The 22,231-nt window shown below is 63.4% G+C and carries 25 protein-coding genes; 6 read left to right on the top strand and 19 right to left on the bottom strand.

The genetic code is table 11. The annotated features are described in order from the left end of the window. Window positions 1–8: 8 nt before the first annotated feature. The 5 genes from U8D42_RS28480 to U8D42_RS28460 are packed head-to-tail and all read right to left on the bottom strand — an operon-like array spanning window position 9 to window position 3,524. Complete coding sequence (locus U8D42_RS28480) at window positions 9–827, bottom strand: SDR family NAD(P)-dependent oxidoreductase (RefSeq protein WP_009953943.1); 819 nt, start codon at window positions 825–827, stop codon at window positions 9–11. Next, entirely contained in the window at window positions 827–1,405 is a 579-nt protein-coding gene (locus U8D42_RS28475; RefSeq protein WP_009953942.1) for a VOC family protein, read from the bottom strand. Before U8D42_RS28475 ends, U8D42_RS28480 begins: the two co-directional genes overlap by 1 nt. Window positions 1,406–1,442: 37 nt before the next feature. After that, the gene (locus tag U8D42_RS28470) at window positions 1,443–1,829 is read right to left on the bottom strand and encodes a nuclear transport factor 2 family protein (RefSeq protein WP_236600350.1); all 387 of its coding nucleotides are present in this window, start codon (window positions 1,827–1,829) and stop codon (window positions 1,443–1,445) included. A gap of 47 nt (window positions 1,830–1,876) precedes the next feature. Continuing rightward, a complete protein-coding gene (locus U8D42_RS28465; protein ID WP_009953939.1) occupies window positions 1,877–2,308 on the bottom strand; it encodes a nuclear transport factor 2 family protein in 432 nt (143 codons plus the stop codon). 34 nt (window positions 2,309–2,342) lie between these two features. Beyond that, window positions 2,343–3,524: an acyl-CoA dehydrogenase family protein gene (locus U8D42_RS28460; protein WP_009953938.1), complete on the bottom strand. Its 1,182-nt coding sequence runs from the start codon at window positions 3,522–3,524 to the stop codon at window positions 2,343–2,345. Window positions 3,525–4,341: 817 nt separating this feature from the next. Between U8D42_RS28460 and U8D42_RS28455 the strand changes: the two genes are divergently transcribed. Next, the gene (locus tag U8D42_RS28455) at window positions 4,342–4,566 is read left to right on the top strand and encodes a ferredoxin (protein WP_009953936.1); all 225 of its coding nucleotides are present in this window, start codon (window positions 4,342–4,344) and stop codon (window positions 4,564–4,566) included. A gap of 29 nt (window positions 4,567–4,595) precedes the next feature. Here U8D42_RS28455 and U8D42_RS28450 read toward each other — a convergent pair whose 3' ends face one another. Continuing rightward, entirely contained in the window at window positions 4,596–5,174 is a 579-nt protein-coding gene (locus U8D42_RS28450; protein ID WP_009953934.1) for a TetR/AcrR family transcriptional regulator, read from the bottom strand. 299 nt (window positions 5,175–5,473) lie between these two features. On the opposite strand from U8D42_RS28450, the gene U8D42_RS28445 reads away from it, so the two are divergent. Further along, window positions 5,474–6,655 (top strand): cupin domain-containing protein, encoded by a 1,182-nt coding sequence (locus U8D42_RS28445; RefSeq protein WP_225323275.1) that lies wholly within the window; start codon window positions 5,474–5,476, stop codon window positions 6,653–6,655. Continuing rightward, complete coding sequence (locus U8D42_RS28440; protein WP_009953931.1) at window positions 6,652–7,623, top strand: dihydrodipicolinate synthase family protein; 972 nt, start codon at window positions 6,652–6,654, stop codon at window positions 7,621–7,623. Before U8D42_RS28445 ends, U8D42_RS28440 begins: the two co-directional genes overlap by 4 nt. Window positions 7,624–7,959: 336 nt before the next feature. On the opposite strand, the gene U8D42_RS28435 is transcribed toward U8D42_RS28440, so the two are convergent. Genes U8D42_RS28435 through U8D42_RS28415 form a run of 5 tightly spaced genes read right to left on the bottom strand, consistent with a single transcriptional unit; the run spans window position 7,960 to window position 12,115 of the window. Then, window positions 7,960–9,414, bottom strand: coding sequence for an aldehyde dehydrogenase (locus tag U8D42_RS28435; protein WP_009953930.1), 1,455 nt, complete (start codon window positions 9,412–9,414; stop codon window positions 7,960–7,962). Beyond that, the gene (locus U8D42_RS28430; protein WP_009953929.1) at window positions 9,411–9,608 is read right to left on the bottom strand and encodes a tautomerase family protein; all 198 of its coding nucleotides are present in this window, start codon (window positions 9,606–9,608) and stop codon (window positions 9,411–9,413) included. Before U8D42_RS28430 ends, U8D42_RS28435 begins: the two co-directional genes overlap by 4 nt. A 4-nt stretch (window positions 9,609–9,612) precedes the next feature. Beyond that, window positions 9,613–10,398, bottom strand: coding sequence for a 2-keto-4-pentenoate hydratase (locus U8D42_RS28425; protein ID WP_009953926.1), 786 nt, complete (start codon window positions 10,396–10,398; stop codon window positions 9,613–9,615). Next, on the bottom strand, window positions 10,395–11,189 hold the full coding sequence (locus U8D42_RS28420) for a 2-keto-4-pentenoate hydratase (protein WP_047322053.1): 795 nt from the start codon (window positions 11,187–11,189) through the stop codon (window positions 10,395–10,397). Before U8D42_RS28420 ends, U8D42_RS28425 begins: the two co-directional genes overlap by 4 nt. After that, window positions 11,189–12,115 (bottom strand): VOC family protein, encoded by a 927-nt coding sequence (locus tag U8D42_RS28415; RefSeq protein WP_009953924.1) that lies wholly within the window; start codon window positions 12,113–12,115, stop codon window positions 11,189–11,191. Before U8D42_RS28415 ends, U8D42_RS28420 begins: the two co-directional genes overlap by 1 nt. Before the next feature lie 354 nt (window positions 12,116–12,469). Here U8D42_RS28415 and U8D42_RS28410 point away from each other — a divergent pair, with 354 nt between their 5' ends. The 3 genes from U8D42_RS28410 to U8D42_RS28400 all read left to right on the top strand — a co-directional run bounded on the left by U8D42_RS28410 (window position 12,470) and on the right by U8D42_RS28400 (window position 15,648). After that, window positions 12,470–13,963 (top strand): aldehyde dehydrogenase family protein, encoded by a 1,494-nt coding sequence (locus U8D42_RS28410; protein ID WP_014379557.1) that lies wholly within the window; start codon window positions 12,470–12,472, stop codon window positions 13,961–13,963. A gap of 100 nt (window positions 13,964–14,063) precedes the next feature. Beyond that, window positions 14,064–14,639: a MarR family winged helix-turn-helix transcriptional regulator gene (locus U8D42_RS28405; protein ID WP_020415598.1), complete on the top strand. Its 576-nt coding sequence runs from the start codon at window positions 14,064–14,066 to the stop codon at window positions 14,637–14,639. Between the two features lie 28 nt (window positions 14,640–14,667). Continuing rightward, window positions 14,668–15,648, top strand: coding sequence for an amidohydrolase family protein (locus tag U8D42_RS28400; protein WP_052955271.1), 981 nt, complete (start codon window positions 14,668–14,670; stop codon window positions 15,646–15,648). A 21-nt stretch (window positions 15,649–15,669) separates the two neighbouring features. Here the strand turns inward: U8D42_RS28400 and U8D42_RS28395 are convergent, their stop codons facing one another. The 8 genes from U8D42_RS28395 to U8D42_RS28360 are packed head-to-tail and all read right to left on the bottom strand — an operon-like array spanning window position 15,670 to window position 22,035. After that, a complete protein-coding gene (locus U8D42_RS28395; protein WP_036390486.1) occupies window positions 15,670–16,668 on the bottom strand; it encodes a hypothetical protein in 999 nt (332 codons plus the stop codon). Next, entirely contained in the window at window positions 16,665–17,450 is a 786-nt protein-coding gene (locus tag U8D42_RS28390; protein ID WP_009953914.1) for an IclR family transcriptional regulator, read from the bottom strand. The genes U8D42_RS28395 and U8D42_RS28390 overlap by 4 nt, the downstream gene beginning before the upstream one ends. Window positions 17,451–17,457: 7 nt before the next feature. Continuing rightward, the gene (locus U8D42_RS28385) at window positions 17,458–18,702 is read right to left on the bottom strand and encodes an NAD(P)/FAD-dependent oxidoreductase (protein WP_009953913.1); all 1,245 of its coding nucleotides are present in this window, start codon (window positions 18,700–18,702) and stop codon (window positions 17,458–17,460) included. Continuing rightward, window positions 18,702–18,899: a ferredoxin gene (locus U8D42_RS28380; protein ID WP_009953912.1), complete on the bottom strand. Its 198-nt coding sequence runs from the start codon at window positions 18,897–18,899 to the stop codon at window positions 18,702–18,704. Before U8D42_RS28380 ends, U8D42_RS28385 begins: the two co-directional genes overlap by 1 nt. A gap of 37 nt (window positions 18,900–18,936) precedes the next feature. Beyond that, complete coding sequence (gene hcaB, locus U8D42_RS28375; protein WP_009953911.1) at window positions 18,937–19,743, bottom strand: 3-(cis-5,6-dihydroxycyclohexa-1,3-dien-1-yl)propanoate dehydrogenase; 807 nt, start codon at window positions 19,741–19,743, stop codon at window positions 18,937–18,939. Then, window positions 19,740–20,051, bottom strand: coding sequence for a hypothetical protein (locus U8D42_RS28370; RefSeq protein WP_009953910.1), 312 nt, complete (start codon window positions 20,049–20,051; stop codon window positions 19,740–19,742). Before U8D42_RS28370 ends, hcaB begins: the two co-directional genes overlap by 4 nt. After that, entirely contained in the window at window positions 20,048–20,635 is a 588-nt protein-coding gene (locus U8D42_RS28365; RefSeq protein WP_009953908.1) for a 3-phenylpropionate/cinnamic acid dioxygenase subunit beta, read from the bottom strand. Before U8D42_RS28365 ends, U8D42_RS28370 begins: the two co-directional genes overlap by 4 nt. Continuing rightward, the gene (locus U8D42_RS28360) at window positions 20,632–22,035 is read right to left on the bottom strand and encodes an aromatic ring-hydroxylating dioxygenase subunit alpha (RefSeq protein ID WP_009953907.1); all 1,404 of its coding nucleotides are present in this window, start codon (window positions 22,033–22,035) and stop codon (window positions 20,632–20,634) included. Before U8D42_RS28360 ends, U8D42_RS28365 begins: the two co-directional genes overlap by 4 nt. Window positions 22,036–22,231 lie beyond the last annotated feature (196 nt).

Raw genomic sequence — 22,231 nt, 5'->3', positions numbered from 1 at the left:
TTCCTTAGTTATTGCCCACTGGCCGGCGCAGAGTCGAACACCGAGGGATCCGGTGGTTTGGTGTTCACCCGAGGCACGTGCAGGCCGCCGTCAACCGGGATCGTGGCCCCGGTGATGAAGCGGGCTTCGTCGCTGGCCAGGAAAGCCACCACCGGGGCGATGTCCTCTTCCGGATCACCCATGCGTCCCATCGGAATCATCGTTGGAATCGCCGCACCCAGTTCTGGGTTGTCGGCCACCATCTTTTCGAATGCGGCCGATGCGGCTATCGGAGCGATGGCGTTGACACAGATGTTGTGCCGGGCCCATTGGAACCCGGCGGTCCGTGTCAGCGCCTGCACGCCACCCTTCGCGGTGTTGTAATCAGCGTGCACCCAGTGGCCGTCGTCCGCGTCGATCGAATAGAAGTTGATGATGCGGCCTCCGCCGCGGTCCTTCAACAGTGGGAACGCGGTCTGCATGCCCCACCAGACGCTCCAGAGCCCGACTTTCATCGTCTGCTCGAGCATTTCGTCCGTCTTGTACTCCAAAGGGACGTCCGGCGTCAGAGCGATGGCGTTGTTCACCAGAATGTCCAAGCCGCCGAAGGACTCCTGGGCGGCAGCGATGGCGCCCTCGATATCGGTCTTTCGGGACACATCGGTCTGCACGAACAACCCTTGGCCACCGAGCTCAACGAGGTCCCCGACCACCTGCTTGCCCGCATCCGAATCCAGTTCGGCGACCACGACTTTGGCGCCTTCGCGGGCGAACCGGCGAGCGATACCGCAGCCGATTCCCTTGCCGGCGCCCGTGACGACGGCGACCTTACCGTCCAACCGGCCCATTATGCGGTGCTCTCGGGTGCGGCTTTGGCTTCGATGACCTGACGGACCCGTCCGCGGAAGTCGGGATCGTGGGTGTGGCTGAAGTTCACGTTTCCCGTCTCGCCGTCGAACTCGTGCAGACCGGTGAGATCCCGGTCCCGATCGGCGAAGTCTGCAGCGTAGCCATTCTCGCGGACCGCCACGATCTCCCACCAGTTGCCATCGGGATCGGTGAAGTAAAAGGACGTGTCGCCGTGCATGTGACGGGGCTCGGTGATCTGCTTGATTCCCCACTGGTCTTTGATCTCGAGCAGCTTTTCGTGCGCGGCGTAGACCTCTTCCACGCTGCCGACGTCGAGCCCGTTGTGTGCCAGCATGGTCATCGTGCTCGCCTTGCCGGTCTCCACCACGGCGTAGGCGTGGTTGGTTCCCAGCCGGATCATCATCGACCTGCTGCTCGGCTGAATCACCTCCAAGCCCAGCACTTCCTCATAGAAGCGACGCGCCCTGGCCAGATCCATGGTCTCGAGGGTGCCGTGACCCAGGCGCTGGAGCTTCAGGACAGGTTCACCGGTGAACTTGTCTGTGATTGCGGGCATCGGGAGCGTCCTTCTCGTGGTTGGGATATAGGTCCGGTCACACCGGGGTCTGCGGGCTGGCTTGTAATGCTTGCATTGCGGCCGCCATTTGGGCCGAATCCATGTATTCGTCGATCCGCCGAATTTGACCGTGCACCACGGAGATTCGCTGGATGGCGGGGATGGAGGCCTGCTGGCCTCCGGGCAGCGTGAGGTGGACCGCGTGGCGTTGAACGCAGGCGTCGCCGACCAAGTCGCGACCTGCAATCTCATACCGGGGCGCAAGTGCCGCCAGCCCGGCCAATGCGGCAAGCGCCTGCCTGGCCGGCTGTTCGACCTGGTCGTAGTTGTGCCAAATCACCGCGTCGTCCGTGAACAGCGCGTCGAGATTGGCGGCATCGCCAGTCGTCAGCGCGGCGACGAACCGTTCGACGGTGGCCAACACATCATGCTGGTTCTCAGCCATGGGACTCGCTTCCGTTGTCCTGCCGGTCACGGCCATACCTCGGGAGTGAAGATCGGGCGCGCGATCCGTGACGAGATGCGCCAGCCCTCCGGGGTTTTGGCGTACGTGTCGTGAAACTCGATGACTCGTCCGTTGTCAGTGGCGTAGACCACCGGTTCGCCGTCATTCGCGAGCGGACCGTGATAAACCATGGCGCAGACCACCGCCTCCGCGGAGTCGTCGTCGGCCTTGGTCAAATAAAAGTTCGTCAACAAGTGACGAGTGGTCACCTTCGGCCGATCACGCATCCCCTGACGCATCTCCTCATGGCCGTGATGGACGATTCCGGCCCGGTCAAACACCGCGTCAGAGGTGAAAAGCCGGATCATTGAATCGAATTCACCATTGTCCATAAAGTAGACGAAAGCGTTGTTCAGGCGGCTGAGCTCCCAGTGGAGCGTCACGTCCTGCGGCGTCATCGCGTCTGTTGTCATCGTGTCGGATGTCCCACCGCTAGGCCAAGGCGGCCGGCGGGACGTCCTCTCCCGCGAGCAGCGCCCCGACGATCGTGTAGATCTCTCCACTGGCGGCGGCGTGTTGCGCCGCCGTCCGCACGTCGCGAAGGCGTCGCTGCAAAATCGACTTGTTGTACATGGCGGTGCTGCCTGCAAGTCCGAACGCCTCGTTGACGATCTCGACACACTCGGTGTGGGCCCGTGCCACCATTGCGCGCTGGCGGGTGGCCTGCAGCGGCGAGATGGGTTCGCCTGCCGACGCTGCGTCCCACATCAGCCGGACCTCTTTCTCGGCCAGCGCACGAACCGAACCCAACCGGACGTCGAGTTGCCCTAGCCGGTACTGGAATACGGGGTCTTCAGCCAGTCGCATCGTGGGGTTGAACGCGGGTCGTTTCGTCTTGGCCAACTGACGAAGGTCGCTCAGAGCACCCTCGGCGATTCCCACGACCACCGCGACATGGGTCGGGCCGAGCGCCAAGCGGATAGGCAACCGGAACAGCGTGGTGTCGACGGTGGCCGGTCCGAAGAAGTTACCGACATGCTCATCGGGAACGAATACATCCTTGAGCACAAAGTCATTGCTGCTCGTCCCGCGCAATCCAACAGAATCCCATGTCTGAACGAAATCAGCCTGCTCTGCAGGCACCATCGCGAGCACCATCTCGGGCACACCCGCGTCGGTCATGACCGGCGCGCCCTGCTGCAGCACGATGCAGCTGCCCATCATCCACTGGTGCTCATAACTACCGCTGGCGAGGGGCCACTGACCGTTGACGAGATAGCCACCGTCGGTGCGGATCGCCACACCCTTGGGCGCGAACGCCCCGCGGGCCATGGTGTCGGGTCCTTCTGGATAAATTTCTCCGTCGAGGACGTTCTGGGGAAAACGGCCGAATACCGGCGCGAAGTCAGCACCAATCATCACGGTCCACCCGGCCGAGGCGTCGGCCTTCGCGACCTCTTCGATGACAGCCATGGCCTCGAGGAGGGTCATCTCTTCGCCGCCGTACTGGCGAGGCACAAACATCCTGAAAGCCCCTGCATCCGTGAGCCGTTGGATTAAATCGGCTGGGATCAGCTTGGCCGCCTCGATCTCATCCGCGCGCTGGGCGATCTCGGGAACGAGCGCCCGAACGGCGTCCAGCACGGTGGTGGTCTCGGCCTCGAGGGCTGTCATGTGGGGTCCTCCAATTGACCATGGTTAGGGCTTCGCCAGCCTGCTTGTTCTCGCGTCGGCCTACTTGAATGAAAAGTCCTATTTGAACATTACTTGTATTATGTGTTCATCGTCACCGTGTGGTCAAGGTCTTGGCTGAAGTTCCTTCGCACGGGAGCCGACGCGCACCGGTGATCTGATCGGACCGTCCGAGTGGGCCCGACGCGACCTTGGTGCTCACGGCCACCTCGAGCCGACGAAATTCGCTGCCGCGTAACACCTGTGGGGCAATGCCGGGCTTGAGGTGCAGCCGATGAATCTTCAACGCGGCGATGGTGTTGGTCGCCGCCCGCAACCTCATCGAACACCCTCCATTCCACCCACACCCCAGGCACCTGGCACGAACGCGACCCCATCGCCCGTAGGCTCCCGGTCGATGTCGCTGAAGCGGTCGCCCGTGCCCGATACCGAACGCAGGCATCCTCCGGAGAAGGACGCGCTCGGCAGGCAGACTGCCACCCCACGGCGGATCCAGCGACAGCGAGACGAACGAGGTCACCGCCATGCTGACTGGGTTGCCTTCTGCGCCGACGCCGCACACAGCGGTCACTCCACAGGGAAAGCACCCAGACCCGTACGTAGCGGTCCGGGGCGGATGACACTGAATTCAATTCCGTGGCAGGCTGTTTCGGGTCAGCTGGCCCGCGCTCCTATGGCGATCGCGCACTCGCACGTGAGAGACAATATGCGATTAAGACACCATCTGTATAGTATGTCTAATGCTGGAAATTGCCTCGGGTAGTTTTCACGTCCCAGCCCACCGGAGGAGCCGATCATCATGGCAGACAGCCAGCTACCCCTTCTGATCACTGTCGACCGGTCGAAGTGCTGCGGCTACACCCTGTGTGCCGCCGAAGGTCCCGACGTCTACTCGATCGATGACGCCGGATACGCGGTGGCACCTGAGAGCGTGCCGACTGAACTCGAGGCGCAGGCTTGCCGAGGTGCGGAGGCGTGTCCTGACAGCGCCATCACGGTGCGCCGCGCCGACGCGGGCGAGTGACGTGGCGACGCTTGGGGTCGCCTCAGGTTTCAAACCAGGTACTGGTCGGGAGTCCACCGGGCCAGATATGGCATTGCCAGGATCGCGCGCGGCAGGTCGGCCACATCGCGAGTCGGAAAGACGTACGCCGACATTACGATTCGAAGGATGAGTTCACAGAGTTGACCACTGGTCATACCCATGGACCGCACGCCAAGGGTCAAGCTCAGCGCCGGCGCCAGTAGCTCTTCCAGCACGCCGACGAATTCCGGGAAGATCTGCTGCAAGAAGTCCACTCCGAAGCCCGGTTCAAGGGCAATCACCTGCATGATTTCCGGATGCGCCCGGCCGACGTCGATCATTGCCTCTACGACCGCCCGGACACGAACGTCGAGTTCGGGCCGCTCTTCGACGGCGTTGACTACCGCCCCTTCGAACAGCTTCACGACTCGTACGCCGACCGCATACAGTAGGTCCTGCTTCCTACCGAAATAGTGATACAGCGTTCCGCGGGGGATCCCCGCTTCAGCGCTGACGTCGGTCATCGAAAGCGCTTTGGCGCCACTGCGTGCCAACGTCGTAGTGGTCGCATCGAAGATACGCGCAAGCATGTCGCCGTTCGCCGCCATCAGGGTCCTCCTCGTCTTCCCGCTTCGCAGAGTGTATTCCCGCCCTGCAGAGGAAGAGGTGGGATCCACAGCATTAGGCGTTTCTTTTTGAAACGGATCACGATCCCCCGGTCGACGGCCTGCCAGAAGCTACCGCCTGCATAAAAGGCGTAGTACGAGAAGTACTGTTTAGACACAAACCATACTAAGTGTCTTGTGGACGGCTGCGGCCGGTGCTAGCGTCAGCGCTGCGTCATCATCACCGGGAGTGGTCCCGCCGACCCGAGGCATCGACGCTCGAGGCCGCCGGGACCCTTCGGTTGACCAGCGGCGCGGTCGATCGCGACCTGTCTCTAACAGCCACGGTTTCTTCACGAGGACAAGGGATTATGACGACTACACAGGAGCCCGCTTCAGATCTGGCACAGTTCGACAGGAAGCTTGACGAACTGCACCTCCGTGGCCAGTGGCAGTACGATGCGCAGCTGGTCCAGCTCACCGACGGTCCCGTCCCGGCGGGTGTGCCGTTCCGGTGGTCATGGGAACTCGCGGATCGCGCCCTGACCGAGATGTGCACGGCGGTGTCCGGCGAAACTGCCCGCAGGAACTTCACTTTCATCAACCCGGCTCCTGACGTCAACGGCACGACGCAGACCTTGGCGATGGGTATGCAGATCACCCTGCCTGGCGAGATCGCCCCGGCGCACCGGCATTCCATCAACGCCTTGCGCTTCGTCGTGGACGGTAGCCCCGACCTGTTCACCGCGGTCGACGGAGAGAAACTTGCGATGGAGGACGGTGACCTGATCATCACGCCGGCCTATTCCTGGCACGATCACCACAACGAAAGCGACAAACGCGGCGTCTGGGTCGACATCCTCGACGTACCGCTCATGGGTTACCTGCGGCAGATGTTCTTCGAACCGTTCGGTGGGCGCACGCAGCCGTTGCACGAAGACGCTGCTGCCTTCACCAGCAGTCGCGCCTCCCACATACGCCCCGCGTGGGAAGCTCGACAGGGTGAACGGATTCCGTTCCGTTACGCGTGGAGCGAGGTTCGGGCCGCCTTGGACACGCATCGCCACAGTAGCGGAAGCCCGTTCGACGGCGTCATCCTGCACTACGCCCACCCGATCAGCGGGGGCCCGACACTGCCCACTATCGACTGCTTCGCACAGCTGCTCCGTCCGGGTCTGTGCACCGAACGCCACCGCCACACTTCCAGTGCGGTCTACTACGTCGTCGAAGGCGAAGGCACCACAGTTGTCGGTGACGAGGAAATTCAATGGTCTGCCGGCGACTCGTTTGTAGTGCCCAACTGGATGTGGCACGCCCACATGAACCGGTCCTCCGAGGTCGACGCCGTGCTCTTCTCCGCAACCGACGCTCCCATGCTCGAGGTGCTCGGAATGTACCGCGAGGAGCCGCGTCACTCGTTCGGTACCCAGCCGTATCCCGCGGTGCCAGGCGATCTGGCATCCCCGGCGAATAAGAGGGTATGACCATGACGATCACCCGTGCAGACATCAGAGGGATCGTGGGCATCGTTCCGACGCCTGCGACCAGCGACGCCGATGACTGGCGCTGCCTGAACAGCGTCAATGTCGCTGAGACCGAGAAAATGGTCGAGCAGGTCGTCGAGGCCGGGATCGAGCTCGTGATGTCCACCGGAACCTTCGGCGAGTGCGCATCGCTGACTCATCAAGAATGGCTTCAGTTCTCGTCCTGCGTCGCCGAGACGATCCGGGGTCGGGTGCCCTTCTTCGCCGGCGTGACGACGTTGAACACCCGCGACACCATCGCACGAGGTCGCGAAGCGATCGATGTGGGCGCCGACGGACTGTTCGTAGGTCGTCCGATGTGGCTGCCGCTCGACGACGCCGGCATCGTGCGCTTCTATCGCGATATCACCGAGGCGTTGCCCGGGGTACCGGTCGTCATCTATGACAACCCCGCCGCGTTCAAAGGAAAGATTAGCGTCGAGGCCTACCGGCAACTTGCCGATGCGCCCGAGGTCGTGGCGACCAAGCACGCAGGCGGACCGACACTGGAGGGCGACATCGAGGCCTTCGGCGACAAGGTTGCCGTGCTGCCCCTCGACAGCGACTGGGTCCGCGTTGCCAAGCGCTTTCCCGCTAGGGCCACGGCTTGCTGGTCGGGGAACGTGGCCTGTGCACCGTCCCCGTTGGCTGCGCTGTCGCGCGCCGTGCTGTCCGAGGACTGGGCACAGGCGGATCGCATTTCCGAGCAGGTGAACTGGGCGTTGGCCCCGCAGTTCGGCGGTGACATGTCGCGCTTCATGGATTACAGCATTCCGGTCGGGCGTGGCCGGTTCCGCGGAGCGGGCTTGATCGACTGCGGGCCCAGTCGGCCGCCTTACACCGATGCTCCGCCCGACATGGTCGCTGGCGGTGAGGAGACCGGCCGCCGGTGGGCGGAACTGGAGCAGAAGCACCGCGGTTTGCGCTGAGGTGACCTAGGACGGTTCCGTTCTAGTGACTGAGTTTCGTTGGGCGGGAGCAGGTTTGGCGCGGATGGGCGACGAGGATCACATGCAAGGCACTTAGACGGATACCAGCTGGGTCGATTTGATGAAGTGCTGCTGCTGGTCGGCGATCGGTTGTCTGCGGGCAGTATCCGTCTGCCGGCCGAGCACGGTGGGGCCATGACGGGGTGTTTCGGATCGTGCGGCGGGTGCCCGAGATCGGCTGATTTGCACCGTTCAACTTCAAGCCCCCCGTGTCATAAGTCGCGAGCACGGACCGCCAATTCCGGCACCGCTGCAGGTCACTACATCAGCGACGTCCTAGGCGGTGCCACCGTCACTGATCGCCATCACCACCGCCTTCGGCTCGGTGAAGAATTCGCGGCTGAATGTGCCACCCTCACGGCCGATTCCGGAATCACCCACCCCGCCGAACGGCGCCCGCAGGTCACGAATGAAAAAGCAATTCACCCACACGGTGCCCGCGTTCAGCGCGGCTGCCACGCGGTGGGCACGCGAGAGGTTCTCGGTGAACAACATCGCGTTTAGCCCGTAGGGTGTGTCGTTGGCTGCAGCAATGCCGTCTGCCTCGGTGTCGAACGGCGCGACGACCGCGACGGGGCCGAAGATCTCTTCACGGCAGAGGCGCGCGGTTGCAGGCAGGTCGGTTACGACCGTCGGGTGGATGAGCCACCCCTCGCCCTGACCACCCGTGCGCATGGTGCCCCCTTCGGCGGGGATCCCCTCGACGTAGGAGCGGACCTTCTTCCAGTGTTCTTGCGAGGCCAGCGGTCCAACCTGGGTGTCAACGGCTTTCGGATCTCCAGCAATCAGCGATTCGGAGGCTCTCACAAAACGTGCCAAGAACTCGTCGTAGACCTGCCGCTGGACGTACAGGCGGCTACCGGCGAGGCACACCTGCCCGGCATTGGAGAAGATGGCCCGGATCGACCAGCTCACCGCGCTGTCGAGGTCGGCGTCGGCGAAGACCAGGTTGGCACCCTTTCCGCCCAGTTCCAGGCTTACCGGGGTCAGGTGGGCCGCCGCCGCCGCCGCGATGGTTCTGCCGGTACCGGTTTCGCCGGTGAAGGTGATCCTGTCAACGCGGGGATCGCCGGTGAGCGCGGATCCCACAGAATCGGGACCATATCCGTGCACGACATTCAGGACGCCATCGGGCATCCCGGCCTGCAGGGCAAGTCTCGCCAGGATGGTCGCCGACGCGGGAGTGTCCTCGGCAGGTTTGAGGACGACCGTGTTTCCCCACGCGAGGGCCGGCGCGACCTTCCACGTCTCAAGCATCAGCGGGAAGTTCCACGGTGCGATCGCGGCGACGACACCCGCCGGCTCGAATCTGGTGTAGGCATGGTGACCGGTGTCCATCGGCAGTGCTTCACCGGCTGAGAGCCGCGCATGGTCTGCGAAGAAACGGAAGTTCTGCGCAGACCGCGGCACGTCGTTGCCTCGTGTGTCGGTGATCGGCTTTCCCATATCGGTGGTGTCCGCGAGGGCCAGCTCGTCGCGATGCTCGATGATTAGATCGGCCAGCCGGTGCAGAATCGCGCCCCGCTCAGCCAAACCCATTCGTGGCCAGGGGCCTTCGTCGAAGGCCCGGCGCGCCGCGGTTACGGCCCGGGCGGCCTCCTCAGCGCCGCCGAGCGCCACCCTGGCCCACGGCTGGCGGGTCCACGGATCGACGGTGTCGAAGCACGCCTGACTGGCCGACTCGGTCTCTTCACCATCGATGACGTGAGGTATGAGCTCGGTCATGATCATGAACTCTTGTTGCGCTCGGCGATGGTCACGTCACCGGCGGCCCAATGGGTATCGGGAACTTCACGCAGGACCACCCGGATGGCGGAACGTGAGACGCCCAGCGCCGTCTCGACGGCGTCGGTCAACTCGCTGATTAGCGTGCGTAACTGGTGTGGTGCCCGGCCCTGGACCAGGGTGACTTCGACTAACGGCATCGCGTTACTTCCCTTCGTGGACGACCAGTGAGCCTAGGTTCGAAAAATGCATTCTCACAACGCTTTTAGGACCGAGCGCAACCGCATCGGTCATCCCGCCGGTGAGCACAATCCAACCGCGTTCGATCGCCAACCCCCGGTCGGCGAGCACGTTCGCCGCCAGCGCCAGCGCCTCCGCAGGGTGACCTTGAACCGCGGCTCCGGTGGCGCTGTCGACGATGACGCCGTCGACTTCGACTAAGCACGCCTCCAGTGAGAGGTCCAGTTCTTCCGGCGGCAATCCGATTGGGCCCGTCAGATATCGACCCGATGAGGCGTTGTCGGCGACGACGTCAGGCAGCGTGAACCGAAAATCGCGATAGCGGGAGTCAATGATCTCCATGCCCGCGTAGACGTGCCCCACCGCTGACATCGCTTGTGCCGCTGTAACACCGGGACCGCTCAACCGCTCCTTCATGACGAAGACGAGTTCCGGCTCGACGCGCGGATGAATCAACACGCCCGCCGGCAACGGCGCCCCGGCGGGCAGCGTCATCGCATCGGTCAGCCACGCAACGAGCGGCGACGAAATACCCATTCGCTGCTGCTTGGCTCGAGACGTCAGGCCCAGCTTCACACCGACGACGCTTTCACCACGCTCGACTCGGCGGCACAACGCCTCGTCCTGAACCGCATAGGCGGTCCTCAGGTCGAGGTCGGCCCAATCATCGGTGATCGGGTTGCGGGCGGTTCGCGTGTCCTCTGCGTCAAGCAGCGCGGAGGCCGCCCGATCAACGGTCCATTTATTCACGACTCTCCTGCGGCGAAACGTGTGGTGACGAGCCCGAGTTGGGCAAACTGCGCGGTCCAGACATCGCCTGGTCGCACCGGTTGTGCCGCGGTCACCGAACCCGGCAGCACGACATCACCGGTTCTCAGGCAGTCGTTCTGCTGACCCAGGGTGTTGGCCAGCCATGCCAGCGATATCACCGGCGAGCCGAGCGCCGCTCCCCCGGCACCCGTCGCGACCACCTCGCCGTTGCAGTACAGGTTGCATCCGAGGAGCCGAAGGTCCGCATCTGTGGGTCGAACAGGACGCCCGCCGAGCACGACTCCCCCCGACGAGGCGTTGTCGGCAACCGTGTCGGCGACGCTGATACGCCAGTCGGCGATGCGGCTGTCGATGATTTCCAGTGCCGGCAGCACGAAGTCCACCGCGGCCAGGGCCTCGGCGACTGTCACGCCGGGACCGGCAAGGTCACGCTTGATTACTAGGGCGATCTCCGGTTCGACACGCGGCTGCAGGAAAGCAGTCACCGGGATGGGATCGGACTCTGGGTGGAACATCTGGTCGTGCAAGACACCGAAATCCGGTTGATTCACCCCCATTTGGCGTTGCATGGCCGCAGAGGTCAGGCCAACTTTGTGGCCTTTGATGATCCGGCCTTCGGCCATCCACCGGTCGACCTGTGCTCGCTGGATGTCGAAGCCCTCCGCCACGGTCAAGTCAGGGAATCGGTCGGTCAGCGGGGCGATCGGGCTGCGCGTCTGGTAGGCCGCCAGCAGCTCCTCGGCCATCTGATGGCACTCTTCGGTACGCATCACACGCTGAGCTCAGGCGCAACGACAGAAAGCGATGCTGTCGAGCGGCCTACGAGTTGACTCTGGGAGACGGTCCGCTGGGTTGGACCCAACCACATATCGATCGAGCCCGGCTCTCCGAGCTCGAACATGCGGGGGGTCCACGCCTCGTCTTCAATCAACTGAACCCCGAATGAGTACTCGTAGGTCAGGTTGTCGGGCCCGAGGAAGTAGACGAAGATGGCCGTCGACGTCGGGTGACGGCCTGGCCCATGCAGAATCTGCACATCGTTCTGTTGCAGGAATCGCCAATTGCGCATCACATCGTCGAGCGTCTCGACCTGGAAGTTGATGTGACAGAAGCCTGGTCCCGCGTCGCTCTGGAAGAACGCGAGCTTGTGATGGACGGGGTCTATTCGCATCAGGCAAGCGCCCTCACCGATCCAGTCGGACACCTTGGCGCTGAACACCGTAGACCAGAAGGCGTGCGCAGCCCGTACATCGGGGGCATCGAGGCACAGGTGGCCGAACTCCGTGATACCTGCGGCGGGTCGACCGAAGTTGATCGGACGCGCCAGGGTGCTCTGGCCCGTGACCAATTCGACGTGATTGCCGAAGGGGTCGTCGAAAGCGATGAAATTGCGAACATGTCGGTGTCGCGCTTCCTGTTCGGTGCCACGCGAAACCGTGCAGCCGTACTGCTGCAACTCGACTTCGGCTGACTCGAGCGCGGCATCGTCTCGCAACGAGAACGCCGATGCGAGGACGCCGGGCCGGTTGCTTTCGATCAGCGCTAGGCAGTGATGACGGCCGTCGGCCCGCAAATAGGTGACACCTTGGTCCTGCGCGACCGGATCCAGTCCCACGATGTCGACCGCGAAGCGGGTCGCACGCTGGAGATCGGTCACCCCCGATCGCACGTAAGCAATGTCCTGCAGTTCGATCATCTCCGACCTTCCTGAACCTGACGAGGCAACTCAGCCCGCACCGCGACATCCCAGATGCGCCACTCGGTTTTTACTTATGCTTGTGAACTATATTGCGTACTGCCCTTCGGGTCAAAGCCGTCCCTGCACACCTAGGGAGGTGGCGAGCGCAATGACCCCTGTCGGATCGAAGTCGCAAGATTCGCCCTGCGCAACAGGCCATTACGTGACCTGGTCGCGGCCACGTAGCGGTGTGCGGTAGCGTCCGAATTAGTTATAGTTATGAAATATTTGTGGATATAGGCTCAACGGCAGGTTTAACCGCTAGAGTCGGCTTACGCTGACGAGTGGTCCTCCAGAAAGTGGGCATAGCACGTGCAATCCTCTCTCGAAAGCAACAAGACGGACGTCGCTAGGCTGCTCGACCGTGACTGGCGGATGCTCATCGGGGGCGACCGCGTCAGCGCCGCTGACGGCGCGGCGATGGAGATCACCGCCCCGCATGACGGCTCCACCATCGCCCGCGTTCCTGCCGCGGGCCTCCCCGACGTTGACGCAGCTGTCGCGGCGGCGGTGGCGGCGTTCCCGCAATGGCGCGGCACCACATTGCTTGAGCGCTCGGAGATGATTAGGTCGTTCGCGCAGAGATTGCGTGCCCGCGCAACCGATTTCGGTCTGCTCGACGCTATCGACACCGGCAATCCCGTGACAGCCATGGTCGGCGACGTCATTATGGCTAGCCGGTGGCTCGACTACCACGCGGCGGTGGCCTTCAGCGTCACCGGCGACACCCTTCCGTCGATGACGCGCAGCTGGCTGATGACCCGCAAAGAACCGTACGGCGCGGTCGGGCGGATAATTCCCTATAACCACCCCATCCTGTTCGCCGCCGCCAAAGTAGGCGCTCCGCTGATCACCGGCAACACACTGATTCTCAAGGTGCCCGATCAGGCTCCGCTGTCCTCCCTGCTGATGGCCGAGGTGGTTCTCGAGTCGTTTCCGCCCGGCGTTGTCAACATCATCTCGGGAAGCGGTGCGGTGGCGGGAGACGCACTGGTCCGACACCGCGACGTCAAGCGCATCGCACTCATCGGCAGCGTCCCCACTGGCCAGAAAGTGATGGCCGCGGCAGCCGAGGCGGGCATCAAACACGTCACCCTGGAACTCGGCGGCAAGAACGCGATGATCGTCTGCCCAGACGCCGACCCGACCGCCGTCGTCGAGGGCGCGGCTTTCGGCATGAACTGTCATTGGAGCCAGGGACAGTCCTGCGGATCGACGACCCGGCTCTTTCTTCACGAGTCACTTCACGACCAGGTGGTTTCCGGCCTGGTCGAGCGATTGAAGTCGATCAGGATCGGTCATCCGCTGGATCCGGCCACCGAGATGGGATGCCTGGTATCCCAAGCGCAGTTCGACAAGGTGAATCACTACATCGACGTCGCGAAACGCGAAGGGGCTAGCTTGGTCACCGGCGGCGGACGGCCGCCGGGGAAGCAATTCGAGGCGGGCTTCTACGTCGAGCCGACGGTCTTCGCCGACGTCGACATGTCGATGACCGTTGCCCGTGAGGAGATTTTCGGCCCGGTCTTGTCGGTGCTGCGATTCACAGATCTTGACGCCGCCATCGCTCAGGCCAACGCACTACCGTTCGGTCTAACCGGCGCGATCTGGAGCAACGACATCACGACCGCAGTCTCGGTGGCAGACAGGCTTGACACCGGCTATGTGTGGATTAACGGCAGCGGCAGCCACTTTCTGGGTGCGCCGTTCGGTGGGCGCAAGGACAGCGGAACAGGTACCGAAGAGGGAGTCGAGGAATTGGAGAGTTACCTCCAGACCAAGACCGTCAACATTCCTCTCCCGTGAGTTGTAAACCATTCACCCGACACCGCGACAAATTTGTTGACGTCGGTACTGTACAGAACCGGAACTATCCACAATCGTGATCAAATCGGGAGGCGATCCCATGCCGCGACGACCCCGTAACCCACGCTCGATCGCCGAGGAGATCGCAAGGGCGGCCGACCGGGAGGATCCGGGATTCGACACCGCAGTCCTGGGACTGACGTTGGCGCTGTTCCGTACCGCGACCGCCTTTGAGCGGGCTCACGTCAGCGAACTACTGCCGCATGACCTGAACATCAGCCAGCTCAATATCCTCACGGTGCTCGACCGCGCCTCGGAGCCGCTGACGATGGGGGCTCTTGGTCAGGCGGTCTCCGTGCTGCCGGCTAACCTGACCGGTGTCGTGGACGGGTTGGCGCGGCGGGGTTACGTCGAACGCATAACGAATCCCGATGACCGTCGGTCCTTCCTGATCCGCATCGGTAAACCCGGCCGCGCCTTTCTACGCAAGTTTCTGCCCGGACATTGGGCATACCTACAGACCCTGATGAGCGATCTGACACCCCCGCAGAAGCGTCAGCTGCAGACGTTGCTCGGCAAGTTCTACGACTCGATCGAACAGAACTGCCAGACCGTCACCAATGGCGCCGATCTCAAGCGCCCACGCCCGAGGCTCCGTGGTCAGGTGTCTTCATGAGACTACCGGCGTCTTTTCAGGCGATATTGTGATCGATCTCCACACCCATGGCCTGCCCCGCTCCCTACCCAACTTCGGCCGACGCTTCGCGGGTTCCTGGCTGGAACTGGTGGAAACCGGTCCGTGTAGCGCCGATATCATGCTCGGCGACCGGCACTTTCGTTCGATCACGGACCAATGCTGGAACCTGGAGCGACGACTCGCCGACATGGAGACTGACGGCGTTGCAAGACAGGTTATTTCACCCATACCGATAACTTTCTCTTATGGTCTGAGCGCCGATGGCGTGGCCGAGATGGCGCGGGTGCAGAACGAATGGATCGCCGACGCGGTTCGCGCATATCCGGCGCGGTTCAGCGGGCTGGGCACAGTCCCGCTGCAGGACCCGGACCGGGCCGCGGAGATGGTCGTCGAAATTCGGCAGGTTCTCGGCCTCGCTGGTGTCGAGATCGGCTCGAACGTCCGCGGACTTAATCTCGACGACCGCGCGCTGGATCCCTTCTTCGCGGCCTGTGCCGATCACAGCGCTCTGGTCTTTGTACACCCGTGGCAGGTGCTGGGTTCGGATCGGCTCACGAAGCACGGTCTCGCCGATTCCATCGGAATGGGCGCTGAGACGGCGACGGCTGCAGCGTCATTGGTGATGGGCGGCGTTCTTGACCGCCATCCCAACCTCGACATTCTGCTCGCTCACGGCGGAGGTGCATTTCTGGCACTGCTTCCGAGAATCGAGCGATTCTGGGAGAACTCATCGGCAGTGACGTACTGCAGCGACCGTCCGTCGAGTTATGCCGGCCGCTTCTATTACGACTCGCTGCTCTTCGACGAGGACGCGGTTGCGGCTCTGGTCGGGCGGGTCGGGGCAGATCGGGTGGTGGTCGGCACCGATTATCCGTTCGCCATCGCCGAACGACCAGCAGGAGCGGCCCTGCTCGGCGCCGGTCTCCCCGACGCGGTCACTTCGGCGGTCAGCGTGCTGACCGCCGAGAGGATCCTTGGACTCGCCTGAGTCACAGCGGGTTTGTTGGGGCTACACGCGCGCTGCGCTGACGGTCGACGGTACGAACACATCCTCGAGTCGCAGCGGGCGTTCGCTGAACCCCTGCTCGTGCGCGTAGGCCAGCAGTGCCTGTAGGGCGGCGAGGTTCTCAGCGACGCCGCAGCGGAAGGGATCGCCGAGAATGTCTTTTTCTGCTTCCGCGTAGGAGGACTCCCATATCAGGCTGGTCGTGCAGACTGCGGTGTCGATAAGCTCCCGCTGTACGGGTTTGCGGGCCCGTTCGAACGCATCGACGAGGTTGTTGGCCACCCATGGATGAGCGGTCAACACCGAACGTTTGACGACCACCACATGCATGATCGGAACAATCTGAGTCGCCTCGAAATAGGCGCGCTCCACGGCACGGAAGTCTGGCCACAACCGTCGAATCCGCGGATCGCCTTGCAGGAACGCCCGTGGGGCACGCGCTGTGATCAGTCCGTCCAGTTCACCGCGGATCAGCTGTTCGCTGAGGGTGTCCTCGTCGTCGATGCGGGACACGTCGAAATAGGCAGGGGGTGTCACCGGCGCCTTCTCCTGACGACCCGGCTCCTCGAGACCACCTGTGCGCCAACGGATCGACGCGAGATCGACACCGTGGTGCTCGCCCAGTATGCCGCGCATCCACAACGAGGCGGTCATGCTCCATTCGGGGGTCCCGATGACGCCGGCGTTGAGGTCGGCCGCCTCGGACACATTCGCGTCGTCGCGCACGTAGACACTGGAGTGGCGGAAAAGCCGAGACGGGAAGACCGGGAGGGCGACGAAAGGCCGATCGGGATCGTCAACCGTGGACAGGTATGCGCCCATCGAATACTCGGCCACGTCGAACTCGCCGTACTTGCCCTGGCGCCAGAAGAGGTCTTCGATCGCGGTGTGCAGGTAGCGCATCCGTATACCCTCAGGTGCGACCTCGCCCGTGTAGAGGCGACGCGTTCTGTCATAAAGTTCGCCACCGTAGGTCAATTCGAGACGCTCTGCCCGGTTCATGGCAGCAGTCCATCGATCTCATCGGTAGCAGCAATCAGCTCACTGAGCACTGTTCTGCGCAAGCGCTTAGTCATTCGGCTGACGGGCACCGATGCGTTGAGGGCATACGATCCGCCGCGCAGCGCTACTGCGATGGAGATCACGCCCACCTCGCCCTCTTCATTACTGATGGCATACCCGCGCTTGCGCACCTCGGCGAGCTCCGCATCGAGCGCCACCCTCGATGCAATGGAATTCCGCGTCATCTGGATCAGATCGGCGTGGGGATAGAGCCGGTCGAGCTCCCCGGGCCCAAGAGCGGAAAGCAACGCCTTGCCGGTCGACGTGCAGTGTGCGGGCATCGCCACGCCCAGACGGTTAGACACCCGCAGCGCCTGCGGACTCTCGATGGAGGCGACGAAGTCGACCTCGGCGCCTTCCAGCCTTCCCAGATGCACGGTTTCCCTTAGACCGGCGTTCAGTTTTTCCAACACCGGCCGGGCACGGTCGCGGACATCCAGCTGGCGCAGCACGCTGAAGGCGAGCAGATCCAGACCCGGTCCTACACGGTAGGCCCTAGTTTTCGGATCCTGGCGGATCAGTCCGCGGTAGGACAGCATGGCGAGTAGCCGGTGCGCCGTTGAACTCGCCACGCCGAGGTAGGCGCTCACATCGGTAAGCCGGAGTTCATTCCGGGTCGCCAGGAGCATGACGATCTGCAAGGCGTTGTCGACCGATTCCACGGGGTACTGGGGTGTCGGCCCGTATGCCCGGGCAACGATCGGTTCTGCTTCCATAGTCATCCGGTGATCACCCTCCGGCCGATTGGCCTACGTTGAGCTGCGGTAAGCGTTCCACTTCCGCCAGGCAGTCGGCGACGGTCGTTCCCGCGCCAATCATTCTGCGGCACAGCATCAAGGCCTTCGGCCAGTTGACGGTGACAGCCGCAGTCAGCATCCCGTCCTGATCGCCGAATACTGCTGCACTCTGCGGCGGGTCGACGTCCAGGTCGCCAACGATCCGATCGAGCGTCGCTCGGTGCGGCCGCCCGGCGATTTGTATCTTCCAGTCGTACTGGTCACTCCACACGTATTCGGTCGGAGCGTAGGAACGCAGTTCGTCGGGGTGGGTGATGTTGTGGGCCACACAGGCGGCCTGCTCGGCGGCGTTGGTCCAGTGCTCGACGCGTACATCTTCCTTATGCCCAGGATGACGCCAGCGCACCACGTCACCGACCGCGAAGACGCCCGGATGCCCTACCGCGCGGCAGAATTCGTCGCACACCACGCCATCGTCGATCAGCAGTCCGGAGGAGGATAGCCAGGCGTCGTTGGGGATGGCGCCAATACCGACGACCACGATGGCCGCGCGCAGCGTCTCGTTGCTCGTTAGGGTGACGCGAAGATCGCCCTCGCGACCATCGACCGACTCGACACCGGCGCCGAATCGCGTCTGCACCCCGTGCCTCGCGTGCACGCTGGTGAGGATGGCGCCGAGTTCAGCCCCGACGATCCGGCCGATCGGCGCGGTGAGCGGATCGACGATGGTCACGTTCCGCCCCGCGGCGTGCGCAGTCGAGGCCACCTCGGCGCCGATGAACCCGCCGCCCACGACTACCACCGGTCCGGCGGCCGCCAGCGCGCGAGCCAGTCCACGGCTGTCGTCGAGCGTCCGCACGAGATAAACGCCGGAGGCCACCGGCCACGGGGCCGGTCGCGCATCAGCGCCGGTGGCGACGACCAGGATGTCGAATGGGACGCGCGCGCCGTCGGCGAGGACCACCGCTCGATCAGCAAGATCAAGTTGCTCAGCTGCGTTGCCGAGGCGCAGTTCGATACCGGCCTCGTCGGCTTGCTCCGCGGTGAGCATCGTCAGCCGGCTCTGATCCCACGAGCCTGCGAGGAACTGCTTAGAGAGGGGCGGCTTGTCGTAGGGCAGATTGCTCTCGCGGCCGATCAACACGATTCGGCCGCCGAAGCCCTGGGATCGTAGCGCCTTCGCGGTGCGCACTCCGCCGACGGACGACCCCACGATGACGACGGTCTGCCCGGACATCAGTCGGCCTCGATGCTCAGGGCGTTCACGGGGCAACTGCCAACCGCGTCCTCGATTCGTGAGCGCTCAGGCTCTGCGAAGGTGTCGCGCAACAGCACCACCACGCCGTCGTCGTCGACATCGAAGGTGTCGGCAGCGCCGGTTACGCAGTTGCCATAACCCTGGCACGACTGGTAGTCAGCGTGGAGTCTGGGCATAGTTGTCCCCTCTCTTCCGATCGTGCGGTGCGAGTGCTCAACTGCGCTTCCTCGGGGCCGCGGCAACGCTCATGCCTCCGTCGGGGTGGATCACGTCGCCGGTGATGCCACGGGCGCGATGCGATGCCAGGAAAACGTAACTCCACGCGTGGTCCTCAGCGGACAAGGCGACCTGCAGGGGAACGCGCGCCGACATCTCTTCGGCACGACCGGGCACTTTCGAGATGCTGCGGTCCGCCATGCCCAGAACGGCCAGGCCGCGAAGGTCGGTACCCAGGGTGGCGCCGGGGGCAACACCGTTGACCCTGATCTGCGGCGCCAGGTCATGAGATAGCGCGGTGACCAATCCGCGGACGGCGAATTTGGAAGCCACGTAGAGCACCCCACCTCGCCCCGCGTAGTACCCGGACGTGGACTCGGTCAGCACGATGGCGGGCCGCTCGGATTCACGCAGCGCGGGAAGCGCCGCCTTGACCGAATGCAGGTAGCTTCTGACGTTGACGCGAAAGATCTCGTCGAATGCCTCGTCGAGCACGTCCACGTCGATTTCTTCAATGCTGCGGTAAAAGTCGAACACCCCAACGCAGTTGACCAGCACGTCCAGACCGCCGAACGCCTCGACAGCGGCGTCGACGGCCGCGTCATTGGCGGCGCGCAAGCTCGCATCGCCACACACCACGGGGACGTCGGGATGCTGGGCGCTCAGCGCCGAGCACTTCTCCTCATCGCGTTCCAGAACAGCCACGCGCGCACCCTCATCCAGGAAGGCGTCGACCACCGCCCTGCCGATCCCCGAACCGGCGCCCACGACAAGAGCCCGCCGACCGGTGAGCCAGCCGGTCACCACGACTCCGGAGCGGACTGACCCGACCGCTCGTCGACCAGGGATCCGAAGGGGTGTCCGATCATTGCCGAGAATGTCGCGGTCGACTGCCACGTCAGGGCCTCGACTTCGAGAGGACACAGCGCCACCCACTGCCCGGACTTCTGCGATTCGATCAGCAGCCGCGAGCCGTTGCGGGTATCGACCCGGGTGAGGCGCACCTCACTGAACTCGTTACCGATTGTGATCGGTTCGCCGACAACATGTTTGAGCAGCTCACTGCGTGCCGCGCCCGGCGAGCCAGTCTGCTCACGCTCGGGGGGCGTCACAGAAACACCGCCAGATTCTGCATCCGGATGACGGATTCGTCGACCGAGATGATGCGACGGGCCAGCCGCCACTGCTCGCCCTCGAGCCGCAGCAGGTCCTCCCGGCCCGCGGATAGAAAGGCACCTTCCCGCACGTCGCCTCTACTCCGGAACAGGAGGGTGGCGGACTCGACGATCAGGTGGTCCGGGTCGTCGGTAGCGAAGGTCCGCACGTTCGACAGGTGGTGGCGCAGCCGGGACGGCGGATCCTCGGTCCAGGCGTGTTCGGTGAGGAAGCGGGCTACCCGGCGAGACAACGAGTACTTGTCTTCATCGAAATGTGCCATGCCAGGCGAAGTGTCGTAGCCGGCGGCCAGTGCCGTCGTGACCCTGACCGGCATCAGATAGTGGATGTCCTCAGAGAGAACCTCGAGCCACTGCGAATACGCTTGTGCGTCCAGCAGATAGGACTCGTCCACCAGCCACTGGTGGGCGACCAGGTGCCGCTCATCGTCGAATCGCAGTGTCTTGCCTGTCCGGGTGACGCGCGATGCCGACCCTCCGAGTCGGGACCGGCTGGAATGGGTGTCGGGGGCGGTGCTCATACTCGCGTCACTGTCCCGGGGCCGCCATTGACCGTCACACCGTCGGATGGTTCCGGGCGTGCCGTCTCAGCAGAACCTGCTTGTAGATCATTTGCCCAGCGCCGCAAGAGCTCTCGCTGATTGAACTCGCTGTAACCTTGACGGGCGATACCCGGTCCGCTGAATCGGTCGGCAGGCAGTGGAGGCGCTACCTCCGAGTCATCGGCGAGCAGACCCATCCGGCTGTTGAGCAGTAATCGCCGCGCCATCGAGCCGGCCGCGGTGTTGGTCAGCGACACCCAGTTCTCGACATCGTCCTGTTCGAACATGCCGGTACTACCGAAGCACATGAGATAGGCCTTGTAGGACAGCGCCTTGAACTCTTCCGGGGCGTCGGCGTCCACGGCGAACCATGACAGCACCTCGGTCTCGTCCTCGCTGATCGGCTGCCACTGCCGCAGCGTGATGAACGGAAGCACATCGTCGCTGTCGGCGACCTTCGGCCAGTTGTGCACGAATGACAGGTTGGGATACAGCGTTGCGGCACTGAACATGAAGCCGTCGGTACCGATAAGGGCGATCTGTTCCGGCGACCAACTCTGCTTCATCCGCTCGATCATCTGGTCGGGATAGCCGACGTACCGAAGCCGGTCCACCAACGATCCGTCAGGCAGTTTGTAGGTGGTTCCGCCGCCATTGCCGGCCCAGTACAGCGCGCCCTCTTTGCGCTTCTGCGCGTTGGGCTCACGAAAGAGCCCGATCTCGACCACCGAGGTGTGCGTTTGGGGCGTGTGGTACATATCGCCGGCGAAGTTCTCGGCGCCGATCTTCCAGTTGGCCTTGATCCGCCAGCGTTGTGGTCCGTGCAGCTCAATGCCACGCGAGCTCTGCCGCGTGTAGAAGTCGAGGTAGAACCGGAAGTCCCCCAGGTAATCTTCCAGTGGCGGCGCCTGGGCGTTCAGGCTGAGAAAGATCATGCCGTTGTAGACGGCAACGTTGGGAGCCGGCAGAAGCCGTTGTCCCTTGCGGGCAAATCCTTCCTCGCCGCCGTAAGCATCCTGATGGAAGGGTAATCCCACGATCCTGCCGTCATTGCGGTAGGACCATCCGTGATACGGACAACGGAAGTGCGAGGCGTTGCCCATCTCCGCCCGGCATACCTGCATGCCGCGGTGCAGACACATGTTGAAATGCGCACAGACATTGCCGTTTTCGTCGCGGGTGATGATGAACGAGTCCTCGAGAATCCGCCGCACGACATAGTCTCCTGGCTGTGCGATCTCCGATTCGTGGCCGACGAAAATCCACGCCCGGGCGAAGATGTGCTGCTTCTCCAACTCATAGATCTCCCGGTCGTTATAGATGTGGGCCGGGATCATGCCTCGGCGAACCTCATCGAGGACCACGGACTGGTCGGTCATGACACCTTCCTTCTGCAACGGGGCAACGCCCCCTTGGTGGCAGGACCGCTCTCTGCAGGAAGACATGAGCTGCAAATGAGTTGGGTCCTATGATCGGGGGCTACGTTGGACAACGCCTGTCCCACAACGACGGGATCGATACCCATGCCTGGTCGCAACTCTCCGTTCGTTGGCCCCGCGGGTACGAATAAGTCAG

It is taken from the genome of Mycobacterium europaeum (genome assembly GCF_034555895.2).
Taxonomy (GTDB): domain Bacteria; phylum Actinomycetota; class Actinomycetes; order Mycobacteriales; family Mycobacteriaceae; genus Mycobacterium; species Mycobacterium europaeum.
This window is presented reverse-complemented; position numbering and strand designations above follow the sequence as displayed.